This window comes from Kribbella swartbergensis, from assembly GCF_054784135.1.
Genome location: NZ_BAAGPM010000022.1, coordinates 622527 through 645219, shown reverse-complemented (window position 1 = coordinate 645219; position 22693 = coordinate 622527). Strand labels below are relative to the sequence as shown.

The window sequence follows — 22693 nt, the reverse complement described above, 5'->3', positions numbered from 1 at the left end:
CGGGGCGGTGGGGGAGCGGGGACTTGAGTTTGCTGGCAGTCGGGGTCGGCGGACGGAGCCGGCCGGGTCGCCGGGTGCTGGTAGCAACCAGGAGGTTCTGATGCAGCACGTCCGACCGACCCTGTACTCGAGGCGACGGATCCTGTCCGCCGCCGCGGCCGGTGCAGTAACGACCGCAGTACCCATGTCAACGGCAGCCGCCGCCTTCCGCCGTACGGCGGAGGCGGAGGAGCTGAGCCACACCTTCGTGATCCCGGCTCTTCCTTCGGCGCGGACCACGGAGCTCGACCGGACGCAGAACTCGCTGAGCAACACCGAGCTCCGCACCACCGGCTTCTACCTGCCCGCGACGACGCCACTCAACGTCGTCGTCCACCCAGGCAGTCCGCTCCCGACTCTGGTCGTCGGCGCACCGGATGCCGACGCTCGAAAGGAGTTCAAGGCACCGCGGCAGTATCCGCTGCAGCTCGGCCGCAACACGATCACCGATGCCGGCGGTGGCGTCGTCTACCTGAAACTGATCGGATCCACCGGCGAGGCCAAGGTCAGCCTCGGCGACGCCGTCCAGCCGATGCCGTACTTCGTTCTCGGCCGTACGTCGGAGGCCGAGTTCCAGCGCCAGTTGGACGAGCGGATCACGCCGTACGTCGAACTCGTCGCACCGCACACCCTGATCACGGTCGAGCGGGTATCGGCGCTCACGTACCGGACCGAGAACCACACCAACCTGTTGTCGACGTACGAGGAGATCGTCCGGATCGAGGACGAGGTCAGCGGGTTCGACGGGTCGGCGCCGGTGCATGCCCGGCAGGCCCACCCGTACCACTTTGTCGGCTATCCGTCGGCGATCACCGGCGTCGGTGCGTACGCGACCCACGGGCACATGTCGTTCCCGCCGCCGATCCAGGACCGGATGCTCACCGTGCAAGGTCTGCGGACGCGTGGTTGGGGCGTGTACCACGAGCTCGGGCATCAGCATCAGCAGATCACGTACAAGCCGGGCTCGTTGACCGAGGTGACGGTCAACATCTACTCGTTGGCCGTCAATGCTGTCTTCGCGACGAAGTACGGTCAGCAGCCGCGGCTGCATGCACCGGACGCGAAGACCGGACTCACGCCGTGGCAGAGTGCGCCGGGCAAGCTGCGGCAGCCGGGTGTGGACTACGGCAAGAGCTTCGATGCTTACGAGAAGCTGGTCATGTTCGAGCAGTTGCGGTTGGCGTTCGGGGACAGCTTCTGGCCCGATCTGCACAAGCTGGTCCGGGTCGAGCGGCCGTACGCCGGCAGTTACACGGACGAGGCGCTGCGGTTGCGGAACCTTGTGGTGCTGTGCAGCCGGACGGCTGGCTACGACCTGAGCGACTTCTTCCGCGCCTGGGGTGTGCCGGTCGACGCCGAGGCGGTCGCACAGTTGGCGGCGTTGAACCTGACGCCGCCGACTACCGATCCCACCGCCATCCGCCAGGCGCCGCCCAGCTGACCGAGAACGCCCAGCACACAAGGAGACGAAGGCACCCACCGGGTCGAGGTGGGTGCCTTCGTCGTTCGAGGGAACTCAGTCGCGGAGGAAGAGTTCGATCACCGGGTTGTCGACCTCGGGCGCGCGATTCGGGAGCTTCAAGGTCAGGGTGTTGTCCGGGAGACCGGCGAGATAGGTGTGTCCGGGGGCCGAGGGATCGACGGTCACCCGTCGGACCTCGGACGCGTCGTGCAGGAGTTGTGCGTAGGCCACCTTGTCGCCCAGTCCCGGCAGATGCAGATGACCCATCGGCCAGGCGAAGACATGGAGGTAGAGCCGATTGCCGTTCTGCGTGTACCGGCAGTCGGCCGGCGGCACGTACGCGCTCGGCCCGCACCCGCGCACGGACCGCTCGTGCAACCGCATCCACTCGCCGATGCCGGAGAGCACCTCCAGGGCGCGAGGTTCCCAGGCGCCGCGCCCGTTCGGGCCGACGTTGAGCAGCATGTTGCCGCCCTTCGACACCGAGTCGACCAGCATCCGGATGAGCAGGGCCGGCGACTTCCAGTCGTGGTTGTCGCGGTGGTAGCCCCAGCTGCCGTTCAGGGTGTGGCACGCCTCCCACGGGACCTGCGTACCGTTGCCCGCCGCAACCTCGTTCCCCGGCGGCTGGACCTGCTCGGGTGTGGTGAAGTCACCGCTCCCGAGCCCCAGCCGATTGTTGACCAGGATGCCCGGCTGGAGTTCGCGCACCATTGCCAGCAGTTCCTCGGACCGCCACTCGTCCGGACCCTTCGCGTTGAAGCCGCGACCGGCGTACGAGAAGTCGAACCACATCACGTCGATCGGGCCGTAACCGGTGAGCAGCTCACGGACCTGGCCGTGCAGGTAATCGGCGTACTTGCGGACGTCGCGGCCCGCGGTCCGGTCGATGAAGTCCGGATCTTCGCGTTGAGGGTGGTAGAGGTCGACCGGGAACTCCGGATGATGCCAGTCCAGCAGTGAGTGGTAGAGCCCGATCCGGAAGCCCCGAGCCCGGAACGCCTCCACCATCGGGGCGAGCAGATCCTTGCCCCACGGGGTCTGCGGAGCCGAGTAGCCGGTCAGTTTCGAGTCCCACAGACAGAACCCGTCGTGATGCTTGGTGGTGACGACGAGGTACCGCATCCCCGCGTTCCACGCGTCGTCGGCCCAGCGCTCAGGATCGTAGAGATCGGGGAAGAAGTGGTCGAAGTACGGCTGGTAGTCCTCGTCGGTGAGCCGTTCGTACGACTTCACCCACTCGTGCCGTGCGGCCGCCGCGTAGATGCCCCAGTGCACGAACAGCCCGAACCGGGCCTCGGTCAGCCAACTCATCGCGGGCTCGCACCGCCCAGCGCCGACTCGAACTCGCCGCGGATCTTGTCGCCGCCGTCCTTCGCCCACTTCTTCACCGCGGCGTCGAACGCGCTGATCGGCTTCCGGCCGGCGATCACGTCGTTGCGTACGTCGGTCAGCGCCTGACCGAGGTCACCGCCGGACTTGTCGTTGGTCGGCGAGATCAGCGTGGCCGTCGGGTCCTTGACGACCATGCCGATCAGCTTGGTCAGGTCGGCGTGCGCCTTGTCGACGTACGTCGGATCGGACGCGTTGAACAGTGCCTGCGGGGGACCGGCGATGTACTTCCACGGCACGGTCAGCTCCGCCTCGCCCTTCGCGGTCAGCTTCGGGTTGCCGTTGGCGTCCCTGGTGAAGTCGACGCCCTCGACGCCGTACGTCAGCAGCAGGTTCTCGGTGCTGCCGAACGGAGCGGCGAAGAAGTTGGCCACGCCGAGCAGTTCCTTGGCCCGGGCCTCGTCGGACTTCTTCATCAGCGTGTAGGCGAACAGGATGTTGTCGGACCAGGTGTTCGCCGTGCCGCCGGCCGGCGCCATCGGCACGAACGCCCGCGGGTCGTTGGCCGGGGCCAGCCGCTTCATGTCCTTCAGGTAGTCCGGGTACGCCGGGAAGCCGTCGTACACGAAGGCGCCCTTGCCGGCCTTGAACGCGTTCTTCCGGGCCTGGCTGTCGATCCCGTCGGAGCCGGGGACGACGACGCCCGCCTTCACCAGGCCGACGGCGAACTCGAGCGCGGCCTTGTACTCCGGTGTCTCGAAGCTGCGGACCAGCTTGCCGTCCTGGAGCCGCCAGCCGTTCGGGACGCCGAACATCTGCTGGATCATCGTGAAGAACGTGTTGCCCTTCGAGTTGACGATCGCCCAGCGGCCCTGCTGCGGCCGGGTCAGCTCCTTGCACGCGGCCTGGAACTCCTCGGCCGAGCCGGGATAGCCGATCCCGGCCTGGTCGAGGTGGTGCTTGTTGTAGAAGCCGGCGCCGCCGGTGATGCTGCGCGGGATCGGCAGCCCGTACAGCTTGTCGTCGACCACGCACGCCTGCCAGATGACGGCCGGGATGTTGGCCAGGTTCGGGTAGTCCTTGACCTTGTCGCCGGACAGGTACGGCGTCAGGTCGGTGCACTTGGCGGCGAGGAACGCCGGCAGGTTGTTCACCACGGACGGGTCGGACAGCAGTACCAGGTCGGGCAGTTCGTTCGCGGCCAGCACGGTCTGGAACTTCGTCTCCCAGTCGCTGGCCGGGACGATGGTGAGGTCCAGGCTGCCGCCGAGCGCGCGCTCGACCTCCTGCCACGCGGTGTTCTTGTCCTTCGACGGCGGCAGCGGGTCGAAGATGTTCGTCATCACCGACACCTTGCCGCCGCCGAGCGGTGGTTGCGGGACGGTCCTGACCAGGTCCTTCGGATAGGTCCGGTAGCCCGGCGGTACGCCGTCCGGGGTGCCGGGCAGGTCGGGCTTCGGCCCTGCGAACGGAACGTATGCCGGCAGTGTCAGCGACGACGCCCGGGCGGTTCCGGACGCCGTACTGCCGTTGCTGCAGGCAACCAGCGTGGGGACGCCGGCGGCGCTCATCACGGCGACGCCGACCGCGCTGCGCAGGAAGCTCCGGCGGCTGAGGCCGGCCGATGAGGTGGTCACAGTTTTCTCCTAACCCTTGATGGCACCGGTGAGGACGCCCTTGGTGAAGTAGCGCTGGAGGAACGGGTAGACGCAGAGGATGGGGACGAGCGCCACGACGACGACCGCCATCTGCACGGCCTGGATCGACGCCACCGCTTCGCCGGGCGACTCGGCACCCGCGCCGACCGGCTGGCCCTGCAGCACGTAGAGCCGCAGGACAAGCGGCAGCGGCCACTTGTCGGTGTCGCTGAGGTACAGCAATGCGTTGAAGAACGCGTTCCAGTGGCCGACCGCGTAGAACAGCGCGACGACCGCCAGGACCGCCTTGGACAGCGGCAGCACGATCCGCAGCAGGATGGCCAGGTCGCCGGCGCCGTCGATCCGGGCGCTGTCCAGCAGTTCGGCGGGGATGTTCTGGAAGAAGTTGCGCAGGACCAGGAAGTTGAACGCGCTGACCAGGCCCGGCACGATCAGGGCGGCGTACGTGTCGTAGAGGCCGAGTTGTTTGACCAGCAGGAAGTTCGGGATGATGCCGGCGCCGAAGAGCATCGTGAACAGGACCGCGGTGAGCACGAACCGGCCGCCGACGATCGGCCGGCTCAGCCCGTACGCCAGGCCGATGGTGACGACCAGGTTGAGCGCTGTGCCGATCACGGTGATGCCGGCACTGACCAGGAGCGCGTGGCTGACCACGCCGCCGGCGAAGATGGTCCGGTACGCCGCCAAAGTCGGCTCGGTCGGGAACAGCGGGATGATCCCGCCCCGGCGGACGATCTCCGGCTCACTCGCGAAGCTGGTCGCGATGATGTTCACGAACGGGTAGAGGACCAGCAGGCAGACGACGAGGATCGCGACCGCCTTCAGGGCAAGGCCGAGGCGGGTCGGCGGCTCTATCCACGGCGGCCGCGGTGAGGACTTCATCGTCGATAGATCCCTTCGTGGCCGAAGCGATGGGCGAGTTTGTTCGCGCCGAGAATGAGCACCAGGCCGATCAGGCCCTTCACCAGGCCGACGGCGGCCGCGGGTCCCCATTGGCCGTCGAGTACGCCGTGGAAGTAGACGTAGGTGTCCAGCACCTCGGCGGCATCCGCACCGACCGCGTCGCGTTGCAGCAGGATCTGTTCGAAGCCGACCGACAGGATGCTGCCCAGGTTGAGGATCAGCAGCAGCATGGTCACCGGCACGATGCCGGGCAGCGTGACGTGCCACAGTCGGCGCCAGCGGTCGGCCCCGTCGATCGCGGCCGCCTCGTAGTGGTCGTTGTCGATGTTCAACAGGGCGGCGAGGTAGATGATGGTTCCCCAGCCGGCGTCCTTCCAGATCAGCTGCAGGGTGACCAGCCAGGGGAAGAACCCGGGGCTCGTCATCAGGTCGACCCTGGGCAGGCCCAGCTCACCGAGCAGTTGGGGCAGCAGCCCGGTGCCGCCGATCAGTTGCTGGCTGATCGAGATCAGGATGACCCAGCCGATGAAATGCGGCAGGTAGACCACGCTCTGCACGAACCGGCGGACCTTCGAGCTCAGGATGCTGTTCAGCAACAGCGCGAGCGCGATCGGGGCGGGGAAGAACAGCACGAGCTGCAGTACGGCGAACTTCAGCGTGTTCAGCAACGCGCGGTAGAAGTCCGGCTCGGTGAACACGGTGAAGTTCCCCAGGCCGACCCACGGGCTGCCCCGGAAGCCGAGGTACGGCTGGTAGTCCTGGAAGACGATCACGTTCCCCAGCAGCGGGACGTAGTGGAACACCACGAAGAACAGGAACCCCGGCAGGACCAGCAACAGCATCGTCCGGTCGCGGCGCAGCCGGGTTCGCAGGCGCAGGCGAGCCCTGGCCGGCGCGCGGCCGGGCGATCGGCTGAGGCGATGCATGGTCCTCCTTGATAGTAACCGTTTGCTGAGCAGATGACGACACAACCTAGGGACGCCTATCGCTTGCTGTCAAGGCGTTCCATCGATCGGCCTTGACCGTCGAGCCAGGCCGCCTCTACGGTTTCCGTAACCGTTTACTAGGAGTGATTCGTGCCGAACCCTTACGCCGCCCAGGACCCGCGTCCCAGGTTGCGCACCCTCGTGGCGATGCCGGCCGGGACCTGGACGCAAGTCGTCACGCCACCGGTGCGGCAGCGTCTCGAAGGCGTCGCCGAGTTGCTCGGCCTGCAAGACGGTGTACCCGTGCTGGACGGGTCGTTCGACGTCGTCCGAGGTGCACTGACCCGGGCCGAGGTGCTGCTGACCGGGTGGGGCTGTCCGCCGATCACCGCGGACGTCCTCGACGCGGCGCCGAGCCTGCGGGCGATCGTGCACGCGGCCGGCACGATCAAGACGTTCGTCGACCCGGTGGTGTTCGAGCGCGGCATCGTGGTGTCCTCGGCGGCCGCGGCGAACGCGATCCCGGTCGCGGAGTTCGCGCTCGCCGCCATCGTGCTGGCGGGCAAACGCGCGTTCCGGCATCGCGACTGGTACCGGACCGTCGACCGCAGCCGGCCGTTGCCGGGCGCACCGGTCATCGGCAACCTCGGTACGACGATCGGTGTCGTGGGCGCATCGCGGATCGGCCGGCTGGTGCTCGAGCGGCTGCGCGGACTCGACGTCGACGTACTGGTGAGCGACCCCTACCTGAGTGAGTCCGAGGCGGCCGCGCTCGGAGCGACGTGGTGCGATCTGAAGACGCTGTTCTCGACTGCCGACATCGTCAGCCTGCATGCGCCGCTGCTGCCCGAGACCCGTGGTCTGGTCTCGGCCGAACTGTTGGCGGCGATGCCGGACGGCGCCGTCCTGATCAACACGGCACGGGGCGGGTTGATCGACCAGGCCGCGCTCGAGCGGGAGTGTGCGTCGGGCCGGATCGACGCGGTGCTCGACGTCACGGATCCCGAGCCGCTGCCGGCGACGTCGCCGCTGCTTCACCTCCCGAACGTGTTCGTCACGCCGCACCTGGCCGGTGCCATGGGCAACGAAGTGGTCCGGCTGGGTGCGGCCGCGGTGGCGGAGATCGAGCGGCTGGCCGCCGGTCTCGAGTTGGCGCACGGCATCGGCCGCGAAGACCTGGCCCGGATCGCATGAGACTGCCGCCACCCGATCGGCTGCTGTCCCCGCGGACCGGCTACACCCGCGAGACCTGGCTGGCGGTCGCCGATCGACTGCTCGACTCGCTGGTGCCGTGGTTCTCGCCCAGCGGAGCCCAGATCCGCCTGCCTGGGCGGGGAAGTTGGTCGGGGGCGGACTGTGACGGGTTGGAGGGGTTCGCGCGGTCCTTCCTGCTGGCGGCCTTCCGGATCGCCGCCACCCAGGGAGACGATCGGCTGGTCGAGCGCTATGCGCGGGGTCTGGTTGCCGGGGCCGACGAGTGGCCGCGGTTGACGCCGTGCTCGCAGCAGATGGTGGAAGCCGCCGCGATCGCGGTCGGCCTGCACGAGTCACGGACCTGGCTGTGGGACCGGCTGGACGGGCCGGAGCAGCAGAAGGTGGTCGACTGGCTGAGCGGGTTCGTCGGCTCGAAGACGTGGGACAACAACTGGCGGCTGTTCCAGGTCGTCGGCGAGCAGTTCCTCGCGTCGGTCGGTGCGCCGTACTCGCAGGACGACATCGACGGCGGGCTCGATCGGATCGAGGACTGGTACGTCGGCGACGGCTGGTACTCCGACGGCGACGGCCAGAACTTCGACCACTACATCGGGTGGGCGATGCACTTCTATCCGGGCCTGTGGACCCGGATGGCCGGTACGGCGGCCGACGACCGGCTCACCGGGTATCGGGACCGGCTCCGGCGGTTCCTAGAGGAGGCGGTCCACCTGGTCGGCGGTGACGGGGCGCCGGTCCACCACGGCAGATCGTTGTGCTACCGGATGGCCGCCGCGGCGCCGTACTGGATGGGTACGTTGCTGGACGCGTCACCTCTGACGCCGGGGCAGACGAGGCGACTGTGCTCCGGCATGTTGCGTCACTTCGTCGATCACGGCGCACCCGACGAGCGTGGACTGTTGTCGCTCGGGTGGCATCATCACTTCCTTCCGGTGACGCAGTCGTACTCCGGGCCGGCCTCGCCGTACTGGGCGTCGAAGGGGTTCCTCGGTCTGTTGCTGCCGGCCGAGCATCCGGTGTGGACCGAGCGAGAGGCCGCGTTGCCGATCGACGAGGACGACCAGGTCATGGTGTTGCCGGCGCCGGGCTTTCTGGTGCACAGCACTCGGCACGACGGAATCGTCCGGCTTCTCAACCACGGCAGCGACCATGCCGCGCCTGGCGAAACGGAGCCGCCGGCCGATCATCACTACGACCGGCTCGCGTACTCGAGCCGCACCGGGCCCGAGTTGTCGCCCGAGCGGATCGACAACCACGTGGCTCTCGTCGCTCCCAGCGGAGAGGTCAGCCACCGCGGACGGATCCGGCGGCTCGGGCCGGCAGCCTCGTGGTGGAACGCTTGGTTGCCGGGGTACGACGACCCCTGGCGGATCGAGGTCGCGTCTGTGGTGTTCGGCCGGGTGGAAGTGCGGTGTGTCTTGGTCGACGGACCCGGGGGAGTGATGGTGCGGCACGGCGGTTATGCGGTCGCGGATCAGCGCCGGCCGCGGACCGGCAGCACCGGCACGTGGGCGCACGCGGTCCGGACCGATCGCCTTGCTTCGGCCGTGGTGGGACTCCACGGGTACGACGACGCCGGCGTACGACGCGGCCTTGACACGAACGCGTTCGGGCCGCACTCGGCGACGCCGTACGTGGTCCGCCGGTCGCATCCCGGCGGTCCGCTGATCCTGGTGTCGGCGGTGGTACTGTCCGGCGACACGGTGTGGCCGCAGGCTCTGGCCGAGGCTGTCGAGGTCGAGGTGGACGGGCTGCGGTGCATCGTCCGAGTGGCGGGAGGACGCGAGGAGGAGGTGGTGATGGATGGCGGCGGAACCTCCGCGGCCGAGGGCCCGGCGGCGTGATCCGGACGCGGCCCGGACCATCCGCGACGTGGCCGCACGCGCCGGCGTCTCCACGGCCACCGTCTCCAGGGTTGTCAACGGCAACTATCCGGTCGCGGCCTCGACCCGGGCCGCGGTCGAGCGGGCGATGCGCGAGCTGGGTTACGTGGTGAACGCGCACGCCCGGGCGCTGGCCGGATCGAACACCCGGGTGGTCGGCATCGTGGTGAACGAGATCGTCGACCCGTTCTTCGCCTACATCGCCCGCGGTGTCCAGTCCGAGGCGGTGGCGTCCGGGCGGCTCTGCCTGGTCTGCTCGACCCAGGGCGACCAGGCCGCCGAACTGCGGTTCGTCGACCTGCTGCTCGAGCAGCGGGCGGACGCGGTGATCCTGGTCGGCGGCGCGGTCGAGGACAAGGAGTACTTCACCGCGGTGAGCCAACGGGCCCGTCAGCTCAGCGCTGCCGGCTCGAGCCTGGTGCTCTGCGGCCGGCCCGGGTTGTCGTCGGACACCTCGGCGTACGCGGTGGAGTACGACAACACCGGCGGTGCGGCGGCGATCACCGACCACCTGCTGAGCGCGGGGCACACCCGGATCCTCTACCTCGGCGGTCCGACGGCACTGTCCACGACGACCGCCCGGCTGCGTGGGTTCGAGCAGGCGCTCGCCGCGCGGAAGGTTCCGTTCGACCCGGCGCTGGTGCGCACCGGCGCGTTCGGCCGGCAGTGGGGCTACGAGCAGACCCTCCGCGCACTCGACGACGGTCTCGACTTCACCGCGATCTTCGCGGCCAACGACATCGTCGCGGCCGGCGTCTACGCGGCCCTGCGGGATCGCGGGCTGTCCGTTCCGGGCGATGTCTCGGTCGTCGGATACGACGACGTACCGGTGGCCACGGAGTTGCTGCCGGCCCTCACCACCGTCCGGGTGCCACTGGAGGAACTCGGCCGCGCGGCGGTCCGGGCAGGTCTGGCCGGGCAGGACAAGAACGCGGACCCGTTCGCCCACCAGCAGCCGGTCACCACCCTGGGGACCGTCGTGGTGGTCCGCGACTCGGTCGGGCCGCCGCGGTCCTGACGATCACCCACCGTGATCAGCCTCGGCGGCGGATGGCGTCTCAGCGGGACGACCCCGCACTTGACATACCAAGTCCGAACACTCGAAACTCAGCACACTTTCGCGATCCGAGAGCGCTCTCAACTCCGTCCAAGTTCCAGGGAGCCTTCCATGCGGCCCAGCACCGGGCACCGCCAGCGCCTCGTGGCGGTCCTGCTCGCCTGCGGCTCGGTCCTGCTCGCCGCCGCCTGCGGCGGCACCGGCGAGTCCGATGCCCCGGGCAACCAGGCCGACGGCCCGAAGATCGAGCTGACCATCGCCACCTTCAACGAGTTCGGGTACGACGACCTGTACGGCGAGTACGAGGCCCAGCACCCGAACATCGAGATCGTCGAGCGCCGGGCGCCCACCGTCGACGCGCACATCAAGAACCTCGACACCAACCTCGCCGCCGGGACCGGGCTGGCCGACATCGAGGCGATGGAGGTCAGCTGGATCTACAACTACCTGGCCAAGGCGGACAAGTTCGTCGACCTGCGCCAGTACGGCGCGGACGACCTGAAGGACCGCTGGCTGGACTGGAAAGTGGCCGGCGCGACCACCCAGGACGGCCGGATCATCGGCTACGGCACCGACATCGGGCCGGAGGCGATCTGCTACCGCCGCGACCTGTTCGCGAAGGCCGGGCTGCCGACCGACCGGGCGCAGGTGGCCAAGCTGTTCCCGGACTGGACGTCGTACTTCGCCGTCGGGCGGAAGTTCAAGCAGAAGGTGCCGGGCTCGGCCTGGTACGACTCCGCGGTGCTGACCTGGGAAGCCATGCGCAACCAGCTGATCCAGGCCTACTACTCCAACCAGGACCGCTACCTCGGCGCGGAGAACCCGCGGCTGAAGAAGGTCTGGGACCAGATCGTCCAGGGCAGTGCCGACGGCCTGTCCGCGAAGCTGCCGGCCTGGAGCGAGGCGTGGAACAAGGCGTTCCGCACCGACGCGTTCGCGACGATGGCGTGCCCGGGCTGGATGCTCGGCGTGATCCAGGACAACGCGGGCAGCTACGGCAAGGGCAAGTGGGACGTCGCCGACGTGTTCCCCGGCGGAGGCGGCAACTGGGGCGGCTCGTACCTGACCGTGCCGAAGCAGTCGCCGCACCCCGAGGAGGCAGCCCGGCTGGCCGCCTGGCTGACCGCTCCCGAGCAGCAGGTCAAGGTGTTCAAGAAGATCGGCTCGTTCCCGTCCACCCTCGACGCGTACGACGACGAGCAGGTGAAGAACCAGGTCAACCCCTACTTCAACAACGCGCCGGTGGGGCAGATCTTCATCAACCGGGCCCGGAACGTGATCCTCAAACAGCACAAGGGACCGCGCGAGGGCGAGATCAACCAGGTCTTCAGCGCCGCGCTGGCCCGCGTCGACGAGGGCAGGCAGGCGCCGCAGGCCGCCTGGAAACAAGCCCTGGAACTCGCCGACAAAGCGGCCAACACGAGAAGAAGCAGCTGAGAAATCGGGCGGCCGACGTACTACGGTGTGAACGTCACACTGACGTCACATCATGTCGTCCGGAGGAGGACCGATGAAGGACTCTGGTTCTCCGACACTGGAGCAGGTCGCCGCGCTCGCGGGTGTCTCCCGGGCCACCGTGTCGCGGGTCGTGAACGGCTCGCCGAAGGTGCTGCCGGACACGGTGGCCGCGGTCGAGCGGGCGATCGGCGAGCTCGGGTACGTGCCGAACCGGGCTGCCCGGGCGCTGGTGACCCGCCGGACCGACTCGGTCGCGATCGTCGTACCGGAGCCGGACAGCCGGGTCTTCTCCGACCCGTTCTTCGCCGGGATCCTGCGTGGCGTCAGCCTCACGCTGGCGCCGACGTCCTCGCAACTGGTGCTGCTGCTCGAGCCCGCCGAGGGTGACGACCAGCGCCTGCTGCGGTATCTGCGCGGCGGGCACGTCGACGGTGCGATCATCGTCAGTCACCACGGCCGCGACAACGTGCTGCAGGAGCTGGCCCAGTTGCCGCTGCCGATCGTGTTCAGCGCCCGGCCGCTGGGTGTCGACGTACCGGTGGCGAGCGTGGACGTCGACAACGTCGCGGGTGCGCGTACGGCGGTCGAGTACCTGCTGTCGATCGGGCGACGCAGGATCGGGACGATCGCCGGCCCGCTGGACATGACCGCCGGCCTGGACCGGCTGACCGGCTACCAGGACGTGATGAAGGAGGCCGGGCTGCCCGAGGCCGTTGCCTTCGGCGACTTCACGCCGGACGGCGGCGAGCAGGCGGCGCTGCGGCTGTTCGACGAGTTCCCGGACCTGGACGGGCTGTTCGTGGCGAACGACCTGATGGCGACGACCGCGCTGCGGGTGCTGTCGCAGCGCGGGCGCCGGGTGCCGGAGGACGTCGCGGTGGTCGGGTTCGACGACTCGGTGATGGCCACGACGACGACGCCGAAGCTGACCACGGTGCGGCAGCCGATCGAGAAGCTCGGCGCCCGGCTGGCCGAGATCCTGCTCGCCAAGATCGGCGGCGCCGACCTCACCAGCCCGGAGATCTACGACACCGAACTGATCATCCGCGACTCCGCCTGAACCCCGGCTCCGCATCCCCTGTCACGGCGGGTCGTTCTGGAACTGGAACTGGACCCGGACGGAGCTGTCGAGGGGGACCACGACGGTCGTGTTGGAGGCGTTCCACTGCTGCGGGACCAGGAAGAGCCGGTTCTCGCCGACCACGAGCAGGCGCAGGCCGCGGTAGCGGTAGTTGAAGGTCTGGCCGGCGCCCGGCCGCAGCGCGGTCTCCTCGAGTCCCGGCGACCGCAGTGCCAGCTTCTCCTTGGTGTCGAGGATGACGACCGGGAACTTGTCCAGGTTCTCGGCATCGGCCTTGGCCAGACCGCGACCGGAGTACTGCGCTGTCGTCGCCGTCGCCCAGAACGCGCACGTGACGGCCACTGCCGCGAGGAGCACGATCAGGGATCGTTGACCGCTGAGCTGCGGGTCGAGTTGGCTGCGTAGATAGGTGAGGTAGGCGAGGGTGGCCGCGGCCAGACCGATCACGCCGGGCACGAACAGGGCGTAGTACGGAAGCTGCCCGATCAACGGGAACGCGAGCAGACCGGCGACGCCGATCAGGAGCAGTACGGCGGTCGCCCGGGAGGCTCGTCGTACGCCGGTATCGGTCGGATGGATCGCGTTGTGCAGGAGCAGACCGGCGACCGCGAGCAGGATCATGACCAGCAGCGGGACGAGCAGCGGCTGGGGGCTGCGCATCACGTAGTCCTGCGTGCTCAGGCCGATCGTGTCGACGTCGATGCCGAAGTACTCGTACTGCGATCGCGCGGAGACGTAGCCGAAGTAGAACAGCAGAGCGGTGACCAGGGTGATCGGCGGGAGGAACTTGGCCGCGGAACTCACCCAGCGCTCCACCGGGGACTGCTCGTCAGCCATTCGAGGGCGTGCCGTTCGTGGGTGTCTCGCCGCCGGGCGTCTCGAGCGGGATCGGCTGGAACTCGATCTGGCTGGCGCCGAAGCCCTCGGCCAGGCTCTCGCAGTCCTTCTCGGTCTCGCAGACCGCCTGCACCGCAATGACGAGGTCGACGGCTTCAGTGCCGTTGGCGACCTGTTTGACGCCGACGTAGCACGGCTTGAAGTCGCCGCTCTGCCACTTCACGTCCGCGCAGGCACGCACGTCGCCGGGGCAGGCGCCCTGGTAGAAGTCGAAGACACCGTCCGGACTGAGCCCGGCCGCGCCCAGGCTGATCGTCGTACCGTCCGGGATCGGGCTCTTGCCCAGCCAGTTGACCTCGGCGCACTGTTCGACGCCGTCCTCCTCGACGTTGCCGCCGATCGGGGCGTTGGCGATCGAGATCGACGGCTTGTCGATCTCGGTCTGGGTGGTTTCCGGTGTGGTCGGCTCGGGGGACGGCTCGCCGGTCGTGTCCGGGGCGGTGGTCGGTGCGGGGGACGGCGTACCGCCGCCGCCGTCGGTCGTGTCCGCGCAGCCGGCCACCAGTACGGCGATCACCGTGACCATCAGCGCCGTCCTGTTCATGACGACCACCCCCAGCAACAGAATGACGCTGCGTGGTGCCCTCGACAACGGTTGACGTCACACTTTCGTTCACTCTCCGCTGCGACGACTGTCAATGCTCGTCACCATTTGGTATCCCTGACACAAAGAGGGGGACGAATGACCGATCATGAGATCCGGATCGCGCTGGTACTGAACGGCGGGGTCAGCCTCGCCGTGTGGATGGGTGGGGTGACCCACGAGCTGGACCTGATCCGCCGCGCGTCCGGCGCCGGGGCTGCACCGCCGTCGCAGCCGTACGACGAGGTGCTCGCCGACCGCTGGCGCGAACTGTGCCGGCGCGGCGGGGAGCGGCGCCGGGTCGTGGTGGACGTGATCGCCGGGACGAGCGCCGGCGGGCTGAACGGATCGTTGCTGGCGACGGCGATCTCGAACGGCTCGACCCTGGATCCCGACGGCGAGCACGGACCATGGCTGCGGCAGAAGTGGGTCGGGCTGGGGTCGCTCGAAGTCGGGAAGCTGGTTCCGTCGGCCGATGCCGAGTCGCGCTCGGTGCTGGACGGCGACTACTTCCTGAAGCAGCTCGACAGCCTGATCAAGGACGTCGCGGAAGCCGGTGAGGCCACCGCCAAGGAGGCGGTCACGCTGTTCGTCACCGCCTCCGGGCTGGGCGTGCAGCAGTTCGAGGCGACCGACGCGGCCGGGCAGTGCTTCGTGGTGCCGGACCACCGTTACCTGTTCCGCTTCACCAGTGAGCAGACCGCGACGTACGACGGCCGGACCCGGACGTTCTCGGCCGCGGAGAAGAACGAGCTGACGAACACCAAGCTGCTCGCCCTGGCGGCCCGCGCGTCCGCCTCGTTCCCGGCCGCGTTCGCGCCGGTCCAGGAGACGCCGAAGCTGGCCGGTTCGCCGCCGCGGCTCCAGCCGACGACGGCGGATCCGGGTGCTTGGCTCGTGGACGGCGGCGTCCTGGACAACGCGCCGTTCGGCCCGGTGCTCGACGTTGTCGCCCGCCGGCCGGTGGCGGGACGGGCGAGCCGTTACGTGCTGTACGTCGTACCGTCCGCGGGCGTCGGCCATGCGGCGACCGAACTGGTCGGCAACGACGCGCCGAACTGGCGGAAGGCGGTCCTGTCCGCTGTCCAGTTCCCGCGCGAGGTCGACTTCCGGGCCGATGTCGAGCAGCTCGAGCGGCTGCTGCTGGAGGCGGACGCGTCCTGGTCCGACACCCAGCGGCTGTTCGACCGTTGCATGGAGCAATCAGCCGAGCGGGATCGGTTGCGGGCGGCGGCGAACGCGCTGCAATCGACGTACTCCCGCGGCCGGGCGGCCGGTGAGGTGTGGGAGGCGGTGACGATCGCGAGCCAGGAGCAGACCACTGTGCTCGACGCCGCGACCGCGCTGTCGGAGCAGGACATCGACGAGATCCTGCGGACCGCGCATCCCTGGGTCCCGGACCCGGACGGGTTCACCAAACCGCTGCGCAACGATGCCGACGGCAACCCGAGTTGGCCGTGGGGGACCGGTGCGGCCGAGCGCGTCGTCCGCCTGGTACTGCGCTCGTTGCGGACGAGGCTGGGCAGCGCCGACTCCCCGCAGCGCGACGAACTCGAGCGGCGGCTGCAGGCGACCAGCGACTGCCTGATGAAGACGCAGGCCGTGCGGGACGCGTTGTCGGAGCGGCTGGCCAAGGCCGACTTCGAGCTCGGCCTGCCCGGCGGGGCGGAGACGGTCGCGGTCGGGCTGAGCGACATCTTCGAGGACCTGCAGGTGCAGCGCGCCCTCGGGGACGCGTTCGCCGAGCTGATCGCCGCGGTCGGCTGGGACGTGGTCGAGACCGCGCTCGAGGTCGAGATCGTGTCCCGCTGCACGTCGGCGCGGACCCCTCAGCAGCGCAGTGCGCCGTTCCAGTTCGTACGGCTCGGACCGGACGTCCCGCTGACGCTGCTGGACGACCTGCAGGAAGGGTCGGTCGCGAACGCGCTCAAGGACCGGATCCTCTACGGGACCCAGGTCGGGCACTTCGGTGCGTTCGGCGCGGCGGACTGGCGGCGGTGGGACTGGCTGATGGGCCGGCTGCACTGCGTCGCGCACCTCGGCGCCCTGCTCGGAGCCGACCCGGACTGGATCCGCGAGACGCAGCGGCAGGTGCTGGTCGCGGAGGGCTGGAAGGTCGAGGAGGTCGCCGAGCGGATCGAACGGCTCGCCCGCGACTTCAGCGACGCCAACCTGCTGTCCGCGCTCACCACGATGCGCGACGAACTGAACCAGTCGGGCGAAGGCCGGGCCACGACGAAAGGGCTGGCCGACCGGATGGTGCAGGTCTCCGGCGGATTGGGCAAGCAGCCGGGGGACTGGATCAAGGCGATGGCGGGCCGCAAGGATCAGCCCGGGTCGTGGCTGCTCCAGGCGGCGCGATGGTTCACCGAGCCGGCCCGGATCGCGCTGTGGGAACGGCTGGTGCGCAGTCCGAAGCTGACGCCGGCCAAGCAGCCGCTGATCTTCAGGCAGTGGTTGCCGGCGGCAGCCATCGGCCTGGGGGTGGGGCTGCTGATCGTCGCCGGGCTCGTCGACGTGGCCGCCGTACGGATCGTCGCCGCTCTTCTCGCGGGCCTCGTGCTGGCCGCCGGTACGGCGCTCGGCGTGCTGACCTGGTACGTCGGACGGGTCCGGAACCGGATCGAGGAGTTGATCGCGGCGAAGGTCCCGGAGCTCAGTCCAGGGTCACGAAATCGATGAGTTCCTCGACCCGGCCGAGCAGGGCCGGCTCGAGGTCGGCGTAGCTCTTCACCTTCGACAGGATGTGCTTCCAGGCTGCGGCCACGTCGGCCTGGTCGGTAGCCGGCCAGCCGAAGGTCTTCAGCACGCCCTTCTTCCAGTCCTGCCCGTGCGGGACCTTCGGCCAGGCCTTGATCCCGACCGAGGCGGGCTTGACCGCCTCCCAGATGTCGATGAACGGGTGACCGACGACCAGCACGTGGTTGTTCGTCACCTGGGCGGCGATCTTCGACTCCTTCGAGCCTTCGACCAGGTGGTCCACGAGGACGCCGAGCCGCCGGCCGGGACCGGGCTGGAACCGGTTGACGATCCCGGGCAGGTCGTCGACACCTTCCAGGTACTCGACCACCACGCCCTCGATCCGCAGGTCGTCACCCCAGACCTTCTCGACCAGTTCGGCGTCGTGCCGGCCCTCGACGTAGATCCGGCCGGCCCGGGCCACCCTGGCCCGGACGTTGCTAACCGCGACCGAGCCGGACGCGGTCCGCGTCTTCTTCGCCGGGCCCGCCTTCTTCGGCGCCTTCAGGCTGACCGGTTTGCCGTCCAGCCAGAACCCGGGCCCGAGCGGGTAGGTCCTGATGTTGCCGAACCGGTCCTCGAGGTCGACGACGCCGTGCTCCCACCGGACCACGGCGCCGACGAACCCCGAACTCGGCTCCTCGACGACCATCCCCTTCTCGAGTTCGACCCCGACGGTCCGCCCGTTCTTCGGCTTCCGCCAGTCGCCTGCCAGCACGTCGTTCCCATACCGATCAGCCACCGGTACACCGTATGTCCAGCACGGCGTCCGACCGGTCAGCCACACACCGGAACGGGGTCAGACGCGGGTCATCGACGATGCGTAGCCGCCCCCACCGGGGTAGGTCCATTCGCCGGTGACCGTTCGGCCGTCGGCGCTGAAGGTGCCGCGGTAGTAGGCCGGGCTGCCCTTCGCGCCGGCCCAGATGGTCAACGTGTCGCCGTCCAGTTCGTAGACGTAGTCGAAGGTGTTGCCCGTGGTGTCGTAGAAGCGGGAGACCACGTCCTCACCGACGGGCTCGCCGAACGGGTGGAGGTTGCCGATGACCTCCAGGCCCTTGATCTGGTGCCCGAACTGGCTGAGCTCGACGTGCTGCAGGAGGAAGTAGCCGCCCTCCATCCATTCGTAGCGCACGGTTCCTTCCGCCCCTCCGGTCACCTCCCAGGTTCCGACGAGCCGGTCGAGGGCGCGGACCGCAGGGCTCGGCTCCGGCTGCTCGATCGGGTAGTTGGCGGTGGCCTCGGTCTCGGTCGCGTTCGTGTTGTCAGCCTCGTGGTTCATCTCGATGCTCCTTGTCGGTGATCGTGCGGCCCCACCGGCCGCGGTCACCGACACCTCGGAGCCGCGGGGCCGATTTCCACACGGTCCCGCCGACGTTTCATGTGACCTACATCACACGCTGGAGGTGTCAAAGCCCCGGTGCGACGACCGAGGTAGCGGTGTCCACGCCAACTCGTCCTGAGGAGGACACGATGACATCACTCACCGCTCCCGCTCGCCCGGCCGGCACGTCGTACGCCGCCCGCTCGTCGACCCGCCGGCTGCTGACCGCCGCCGCGCTGGCCGGTCCGTTCTTCTTCACCTCCGTGACCGCGCAGATGCTCATGCGGGACGGCTTCGACCTGCGGGTGCATCCGATCAGCCTGCTGTCCACCGGCGACCTCGGCTGGATCCAGATGGCCACCTTCGCTCTGGCCGGAGCCGGGGTGATCGCCTTGGCCGTCGCCCGCCGGCGCCTGGTCCGCGACGGCGCCGGACGACGGCTGGTCCCGCTGTTCACCGGGATCTTCGGTGCCGGCCTGGTCCTGGCGGGACTCTTCGTGATGGATCCGGAGTACGGCTTCCCGGCCGGAACGCCGGACGGCCCGGCCGCCACCATGTCGTGGCACAGCATCGTCCACTCGGCCGCGGCGGCAACGGCCTTCACCGCTCTCGCCGGCGCCTGCATCGTTCTGGTGGTCCGATCCGTCCGCCGCCGCGCTATCGTCCCTGCCATCGGCAACCTCGTCGTCGCCATCATCCTGCTGCTGCCGTTGTCGTCCCGCGAAGCGAGCCTGCAGATGGCGTTCAACGGCGTCGTCGCCTTCACCTGGACCACCGTGCACGCCCTCTGGCTCCGCCGCCTCGCCTGACTCGACCTCGTACCGCAGACACTCTTTGTTCGAAGGAGCGATCATGAAGTTTCTCCTGCTGGGCTACACCCCGGTCGACAGCTGGGACGCCGAGACCGCCGACACTGCGTCGGAAGAGGCCCTCGCCGCGTTCGCGACGTACCAGAAGTTCGAGGCCGAGCTCCGCGAGACCGGGGAGTTCGTCACCAGCGAGGGCCTAGGGCACCCGGTGATGACCACCACCGTGCGGAAGACCGAGGCAGGCGTGGTCGCGACCGACGGCCCGTTCGCCGAGCTGAAGGAGGTACTGGCCAGCTTCGCCGTCATCGACTGCGTCAGCCTGGATCGGGCCGTGGACATCGTCAGCCGGATCGTCGACATCCTCGGCGAGCCGGTGGAGATCCGGCCGATCATGGGTGACGACTTCGGCGCCTGACACCGGACCACGACGATGGCAACGACCGACCGGTACGACACCATCGAGGACTTGCTGCGCTCCGAGGCGCCGCAGGTCCTCGGTGCGCTGGTGCGCAAGTTCAGTCGCTTCGACATCGCCGAGGACGCGGTCCAGGAGGCCCTGCTGGTGGCGAGCCGGCGCTGGCCGGCCGAAGGAATCCCGGCGGAGCCGCGCAGCTGGCTGATCCGCGTCGCCTATCGCCGGATGATCGACATGGTCCGCTCGGAGCAGGCCGCCCGCCGCCGCGAACAGGAGGCCGGCCTGGCGGACCCCGCCGTACTCGATCCGACGACGTCGGCGCCGGCCGTCGCCGACCACGACGACAGCCTGCTGCTGCTCCTGCTCTGCTGCCACCCTGCGCTGAGCCCGACCTCCCAGGTCGCCCTCACCCTGCGCGCGGTCGGCGGCCTGACCACAGCCGAGATCGCCCATGCGTACGGCGTGACGGAAGCGGCCATGGGGACCCGGATCAGCCGGGCCAAACAGCGCCTCAAGCAGTCCGGGGCCCGCTTCCAGCCGCCGAGCCCGGAAGACCTTCCGGACCGGGTCGACGCGGTCATGAAGGTCCTCTACCTCATCTTCAACGAGGGCTACACGGCCAGCAGCGGCGATCGGCTGGAACGGGTGGAGCTGACCGAGGAGGCAATCCGGCTGACCCGCATGCTGCACCGCCTGCGGCCCGTCGACGTCGAGGTCACCGGCCTCCTGTCGCTCATGCTCCTCACTCATTCCCGGCGTGCGGCCCGGGCCCAGGACGGCAACGAACTCGTTCCGCTCGAGGAGCAGGACCGGTCGCAGTGGGACCGGCGGCTGATCGACGAAGGCGTCGCCCTGATCGAGTCCGTCTGGCAGACCGGGCCGGTCGGTCCGTATCAGTTGCAGGCGGCAATCGCCGCGGTGCACGCCCAGGCGCCGACCGCGGCGGAGACCGACTGGCCGCAGATCGCCGCGCTGTACGTCTGGCTCGAGCGGCTGTTGCCTACCGCCCCCATCAGCCTGAGCAGAGTCGTCGCTGTGGCCAAGGCCTACGGACCGCGACGCGGGCTCGCGCTCCTCGACGAACTCGAGCGAACCCACAAGTTCTCCGAGAACCCGCTCACCAGACACCGCGAACTGTCGGTCCGGGCACACCTGCTGGAATCACTCGGCGATCTCCCCGGGGCCCGAGCGGCGTACCTGTCGGCCGCGGACCTGACCGACAACGAGGTCGAAAGGGCCTACCTTCTCCGCCGAGCCCGCCTCGACGACCCCGCTGCCGATCCTCCGCCGCGCTAGAACATCGGGGCGGCGTGGCTCGTGTTCGACCGGCGGGACGGGGCGGTCACCGTCAGGGCGAGGTACGCGAGCAGGCCGGCGGCCAGACCGACTGCCCAGGAGTAGTCGTAGAGGGGTTTGAGGAACGGGATCAGGCCGTCGGCGGGGAACGGGCCGGCACCCGGGTTCGAGTACGCGCCGCCGACCGCGAGCAGGGAGCCGAGGAGAGTGGCGACAACGGCACGCCAGTTCCAGCCGCCGGCGTACCAGTACCGGCCGCCCGGCTGGTACAGGTCGGCCAGGGACAGGTTCGTGCGGTCGACCATCCAGTACCCCGCGATCAGTACGCCGGCCACCGACGCGAGCAGGCCGCCGTAGAAGCCGAGCCAGGTGAAGATGTAGATCGACGGATCCGAGATCAGCCGCCACGGCTGGATGAGGATGCCGATGACTCCGGTGAGCAGACCGGCCCGGCGGTAGGTCAACAGCTTCGGCACCGCGTTGGAGAAGTCGTACGAGGGGCTCACCACGTTGGCCGCGACGTTGGTGGTCATGGTCGCCAGGATGGCGATCACCAGGCCGAAGACCACCACGACCGGGTTCTCGAACCGGGCCGCCAGTACGACGGGGTCCCAGATCGCCTCGCCGTACACCACGACAGTGCCGGACGTCGTGATGATCGACATGATCGCGATCAGCGACATCGTGGTCGGCAGGCCCAGCGCCTGCCCGAGGGCCTGCTGTTTCTGGCTGCCGCCGAACCGGGTGAAGTCCGGCATGTTCAGCGACAGCGTGGCCCAGAAGGCGATCATGCCCATCAGGGACGGCGCCGCGACCTTCCAGAAGTCGAGCCCCCAGCCGAGCCGCGACGGCTGGTCGAGGATCGGCCCGAGCCCGCCGGCCTCGGCGACGATCCACACCATCAGCGCGACGAATCCGACCATGACCAGCGGCGCGGCCCAGTTCTCGAACCAGCGCAGCGCCTCGATGCCCCGCCAGATCAGGATCATCTGGAGCACCCAGAAGAACGCGAAGCTCAGCCACAGCGTCCACGGCTGCCCGCCGACGGCCGACGCGTTCGTCCACCCCGCACCGGCGAGTTTGCCGACGATCACGTAGATCGCCTGGCCGCCGACCCAGGTCTGGATACCGAACCACCCGCAGGCGATGAACGCCCGCAGCAGCGCGGGCAGGTTCGCGCCGCGGATGCCGTAGAACGCCCGCGCGAACACCGGGAACGGGATGCCGTACTTCGTCCCCGCGTGGCTGTTCAGCAACATCGGGCCCAGCACGATGACGTTTCCGGCAGTGATGACCAGGAACGCCTGCAGCCAGTTCATGCCGAGTTGGACGAGCCCCGCGGCGAGCAGGTAGCTCGGGATGTTCAGAGCCATCCCCATCCACAGGGCGGCGTAGTTGTACGTCGTCCAGTGGCGTTCGGGCAGCCGGGTCGGCGCCAGTTCGGCGTTCGCGTACGGGCTGTGTACGAGCGCCTCGGGATCGGTCAGCTCGACCCGTCCGTCGGGGTGCTCTGTCTGTTCGATCGTGGCCATCGGTCCCACCCCATCCGGTCGGCGACGTGCGCTTCGCAACAAGTTGCGGGATCAGCTCACGTCATGTCAACGGACAACCCCCAAAGG

At 69.0% G+C, this 22693-nt stretch carries 19 protein-coding genes; 10 read left to right on the top strand and 9 right to left on the bottom strand.

Going from position 1 to position 22693, the window contains the following annotated elements; translation table 11 throughout:
* Window positions 1-100 precede the first annotated feature (100 nt).
* Entirely contained in the window at window positions 101-1480 is a 1380-nt protein-coding gene (locus tag ACYVOK_RS21585) for a M60 family metallopeptidase (RefSeq protein WP_460664290.1), read from the top strand.
* Between the two features lie 75 nt (window positions 1481-1555).
* Here ACYVOK_RS21585 and ACYVOK_RS21580 read toward each other — a convergent pair whose 3' ends face one another.
* The 4 genes from ACYVOK_RS21580 to ACYVOK_RS21565 are packed head-to-tail and all read right to left on the bottom strand — an operon-like array spanning window position 1556 to window position 6320.
* Window positions 1556-2815 carry an alpha-L-fucosidase gene (locus ACYVOK_RS21580; RefSeq protein WP_460664289.1) on the bottom strand — a complete coding sequence of 420 codons (1260 nt, stop codon included), beginning with the start codon at window positions 2813-2815 and terminating at the stop codon, window positions 1556-1558.
* Window positions 2812-4470, bottom strand: a complete 1659-nt coding sequence (locus ACYVOK_RS21575) for a type 2 periplasmic-binding domain-containing protein (protein WP_460664288.1) — start codon at window positions 4468-4470, stop codon at window positions 2812-2814. The genes ACYVOK_RS21580 and ACYVOK_RS21575 overlap by 4 nt, the downstream gene beginning before the upstream one ends.
* 9 nt (window positions 4471-4479) lie before the next feature.
* On the bottom strand, window positions 4480-5373 hold the full coding sequence (locus ACYVOK_RS21570; RefSeq protein WP_460664287.1) for a carbohydrate ABC transporter permease: 894 nt from the start codon (window positions 5371-5373) through the stop codon (window positions 4480-4482).
* Window positions 5370-6320 carry an ABC transporter permease gene (locus tag ACYVOK_RS21565; RefSeq protein WP_460664286.1) on the bottom strand — a complete coding sequence of 317 codons (951 nt, stop codon included), beginning with the start codon at window positions 6318-6320 and terminating at the stop codon, window positions 5370-5372. The genes ACYVOK_RS21570 and ACYVOK_RS21565 overlap by 4 nt, the downstream gene beginning before the upstream one ends.
* A gap of 150 nt (window positions 6321-6470) precedes the next feature.
* Between ACYVOK_RS21565 and ACYVOK_RS21560 the strand changes: the two genes are divergently transcribed.
* From ACYVOK_RS21560 to ACYVOK_RS21540, 5 genes are all read left to right on the top strand, one after another.
* Entirely contained in the window at window positions 6471-7514 is a 1044-nt protein-coding gene (locus tag ACYVOK_RS21560; protein ID WP_460664285.1) for a hydroxyacid dehydrogenase, read from the top strand.
* Complete coding sequence (locus tag ACYVOK_RS21555; RefSeq protein ID WP_460664284.1) at window positions 7511-9376, top strand: DUF2264 domain-containing protein; 1866 nt, start codon at window positions 7511-7513, stop codon at window positions 9374-9376. Before ACYVOK_RS21560 ends, ACYVOK_RS21555 begins: the two co-directional genes overlap by 4 nt.
* Window positions 9336-10433, top strand: coding sequence for a LacI family DNA-binding transcriptional regulator (locus tag ACYVOK_RS21550; protein ID WP_460664283.1), 1098 nt, complete (start codon window positions 9336-9338; stop codon window positions 10431-10433). Before ACYVOK_RS21555 ends, ACYVOK_RS21550 begins: the two co-directional genes overlap by 41 nt.
* Before the next feature lie 150 nt (window positions 10434-10583).
* On the top strand, window positions 10584-11909 hold the full coding sequence (locus tag ACYVOK_RS21545) for an ABC transporter substrate-binding protein (RefSeq protein ID WP_460664282.1): 1326 nt from the start codon (window positions 10584-10586) through the stop codon (window positions 11907-11909).
* Between the two features lie 73 nt (window positions 11910-11982).
* Window positions 11983-12990, top strand: a complete 1008-nt coding sequence (locus tag ACYVOK_RS21540; protein WP_460664281.1) for a LacI family DNA-binding transcriptional regulator — start codon at window positions 11983-11985, stop codon at window positions 12988-12990.
* Between the two features lie 21 nt (window positions 12991-13011).
* On the opposite strand, the gene ACYVOK_RS21535 is transcribed toward ACYVOK_RS21540, so the two are convergent.
* Window positions 13012-13815 (bottom strand): hypothetical protein, encoded by an 804-nt coding sequence (locus ACYVOK_RS21535; protein WP_460664280.1) that lies wholly within the window; start codon window positions 13813-13815, stop codon window positions 13012-13014.
* A 25-nt stretch (window positions 13816-13840) separates the two neighbouring features.
* Window positions 13841-14452: a hypothetical protein gene (locus ACYVOK_RS21530; RefSeq protein ID WP_460664279.1), complete on the bottom strand. Its 612-nt coding sequence runs from the start codon at window positions 14450-14452 to the stop codon at window positions 13841-13843.
* Window positions 14453-14590: 138 nt separating this feature from the next.
* Between ACYVOK_RS21530 and ACYVOK_RS21525 the strand changes: the two genes are divergently transcribed.
* Entirely contained in the window at window positions 14591-17173 is a 2583-nt protein-coding gene (locus tag ACYVOK_RS21525; RefSeq protein ID WP_460664278.1) for a DUF3376 domain-containing protein, read from the top strand.
* Here ACYVOK_RS21525 and ACYVOK_RS21520 read toward each other — a convergent pair.
* Window positions 17148-17972 carry a DUF3097 domain-containing protein gene (locus ACYVOK_RS21520; RefSeq protein WP_460664277.1) on the bottom strand — a complete coding sequence of 275 codons (825 nt, stop codon included), beginning with the start codon at window positions 17970-17972 and terminating at the stop codon, window positions 17148-17150. The genes ACYVOK_RS21525 and ACYVOK_RS21520 overlap by 26 nt on opposite strands.
* A gap of 57 nt (window positions 17973-18029) precedes the next feature.
* Complete coding sequence (locus tag ACYVOK_RS21515) at window positions 18030-18512, bottom strand: hypothetical protein (protein WP_460664276.1); 483 nt, start codon at window positions 18510-18512, stop codon at window positions 18030-18032.
* Window positions 18513-18703: 191 nt separating this feature from the next.
* Between ACYVOK_RS21515 and ACYVOK_RS21510 the strand changes: the two genes are divergently transcribed.
* The 3 genes from ACYVOK_RS21510 to ACYVOK_RS21500 are packed head-to-tail and all read left to right on the top strand — an operon-like array spanning window position 18704 to window position 21074.
* Window positions 18704-19363 (top strand): DUF998 domain-containing protein, encoded by a 660-nt coding sequence (locus ACYVOK_RS21510; protein WP_460664275.1) that lies wholly within the window; start codon window positions 18704-18706, stop codon window positions 19361-19363.
* Between the two features lie 43 nt (window positions 19364-19406).
* Entirely contained in the window at window positions 19407-19778 is a 372-nt protein-coding gene (locus ACYVOK_RS21505; protein ID WP_460664274.1) for a YciI family protein, read from the top strand.
* Window positions 19779-19793: 15 nt separating this feature from the next.
* Window positions 19794-21074, top strand: coding sequence for an RNA polymerase sigma factor (locus ACYVOK_RS21500; protein ID WP_460664273.1), 1281 nt, complete (start codon window positions 19794-19796; stop codon window positions 21072-21074).
* On the opposite strand, the gene ACYVOK_RS21495 is transcribed toward ACYVOK_RS21500, so the two are convergent.
* Window positions 21071-22606, bottom strand: a complete 1536-nt coding sequence (locus ACYVOK_RS21495; protein ID WP_460664272.1) for an NCS1 family nucleobase:cation symporter-1 — start codon at window positions 22604-22606, stop codon at window positions 21071-21073. The two genes, ACYVOK_RS21500 and ACYVOK_RS21495, sit on opposite strands and share 4 nt — an antisense overlap.
* Window positions 22607-22693 lie beyond the last annotated feature (87 nt).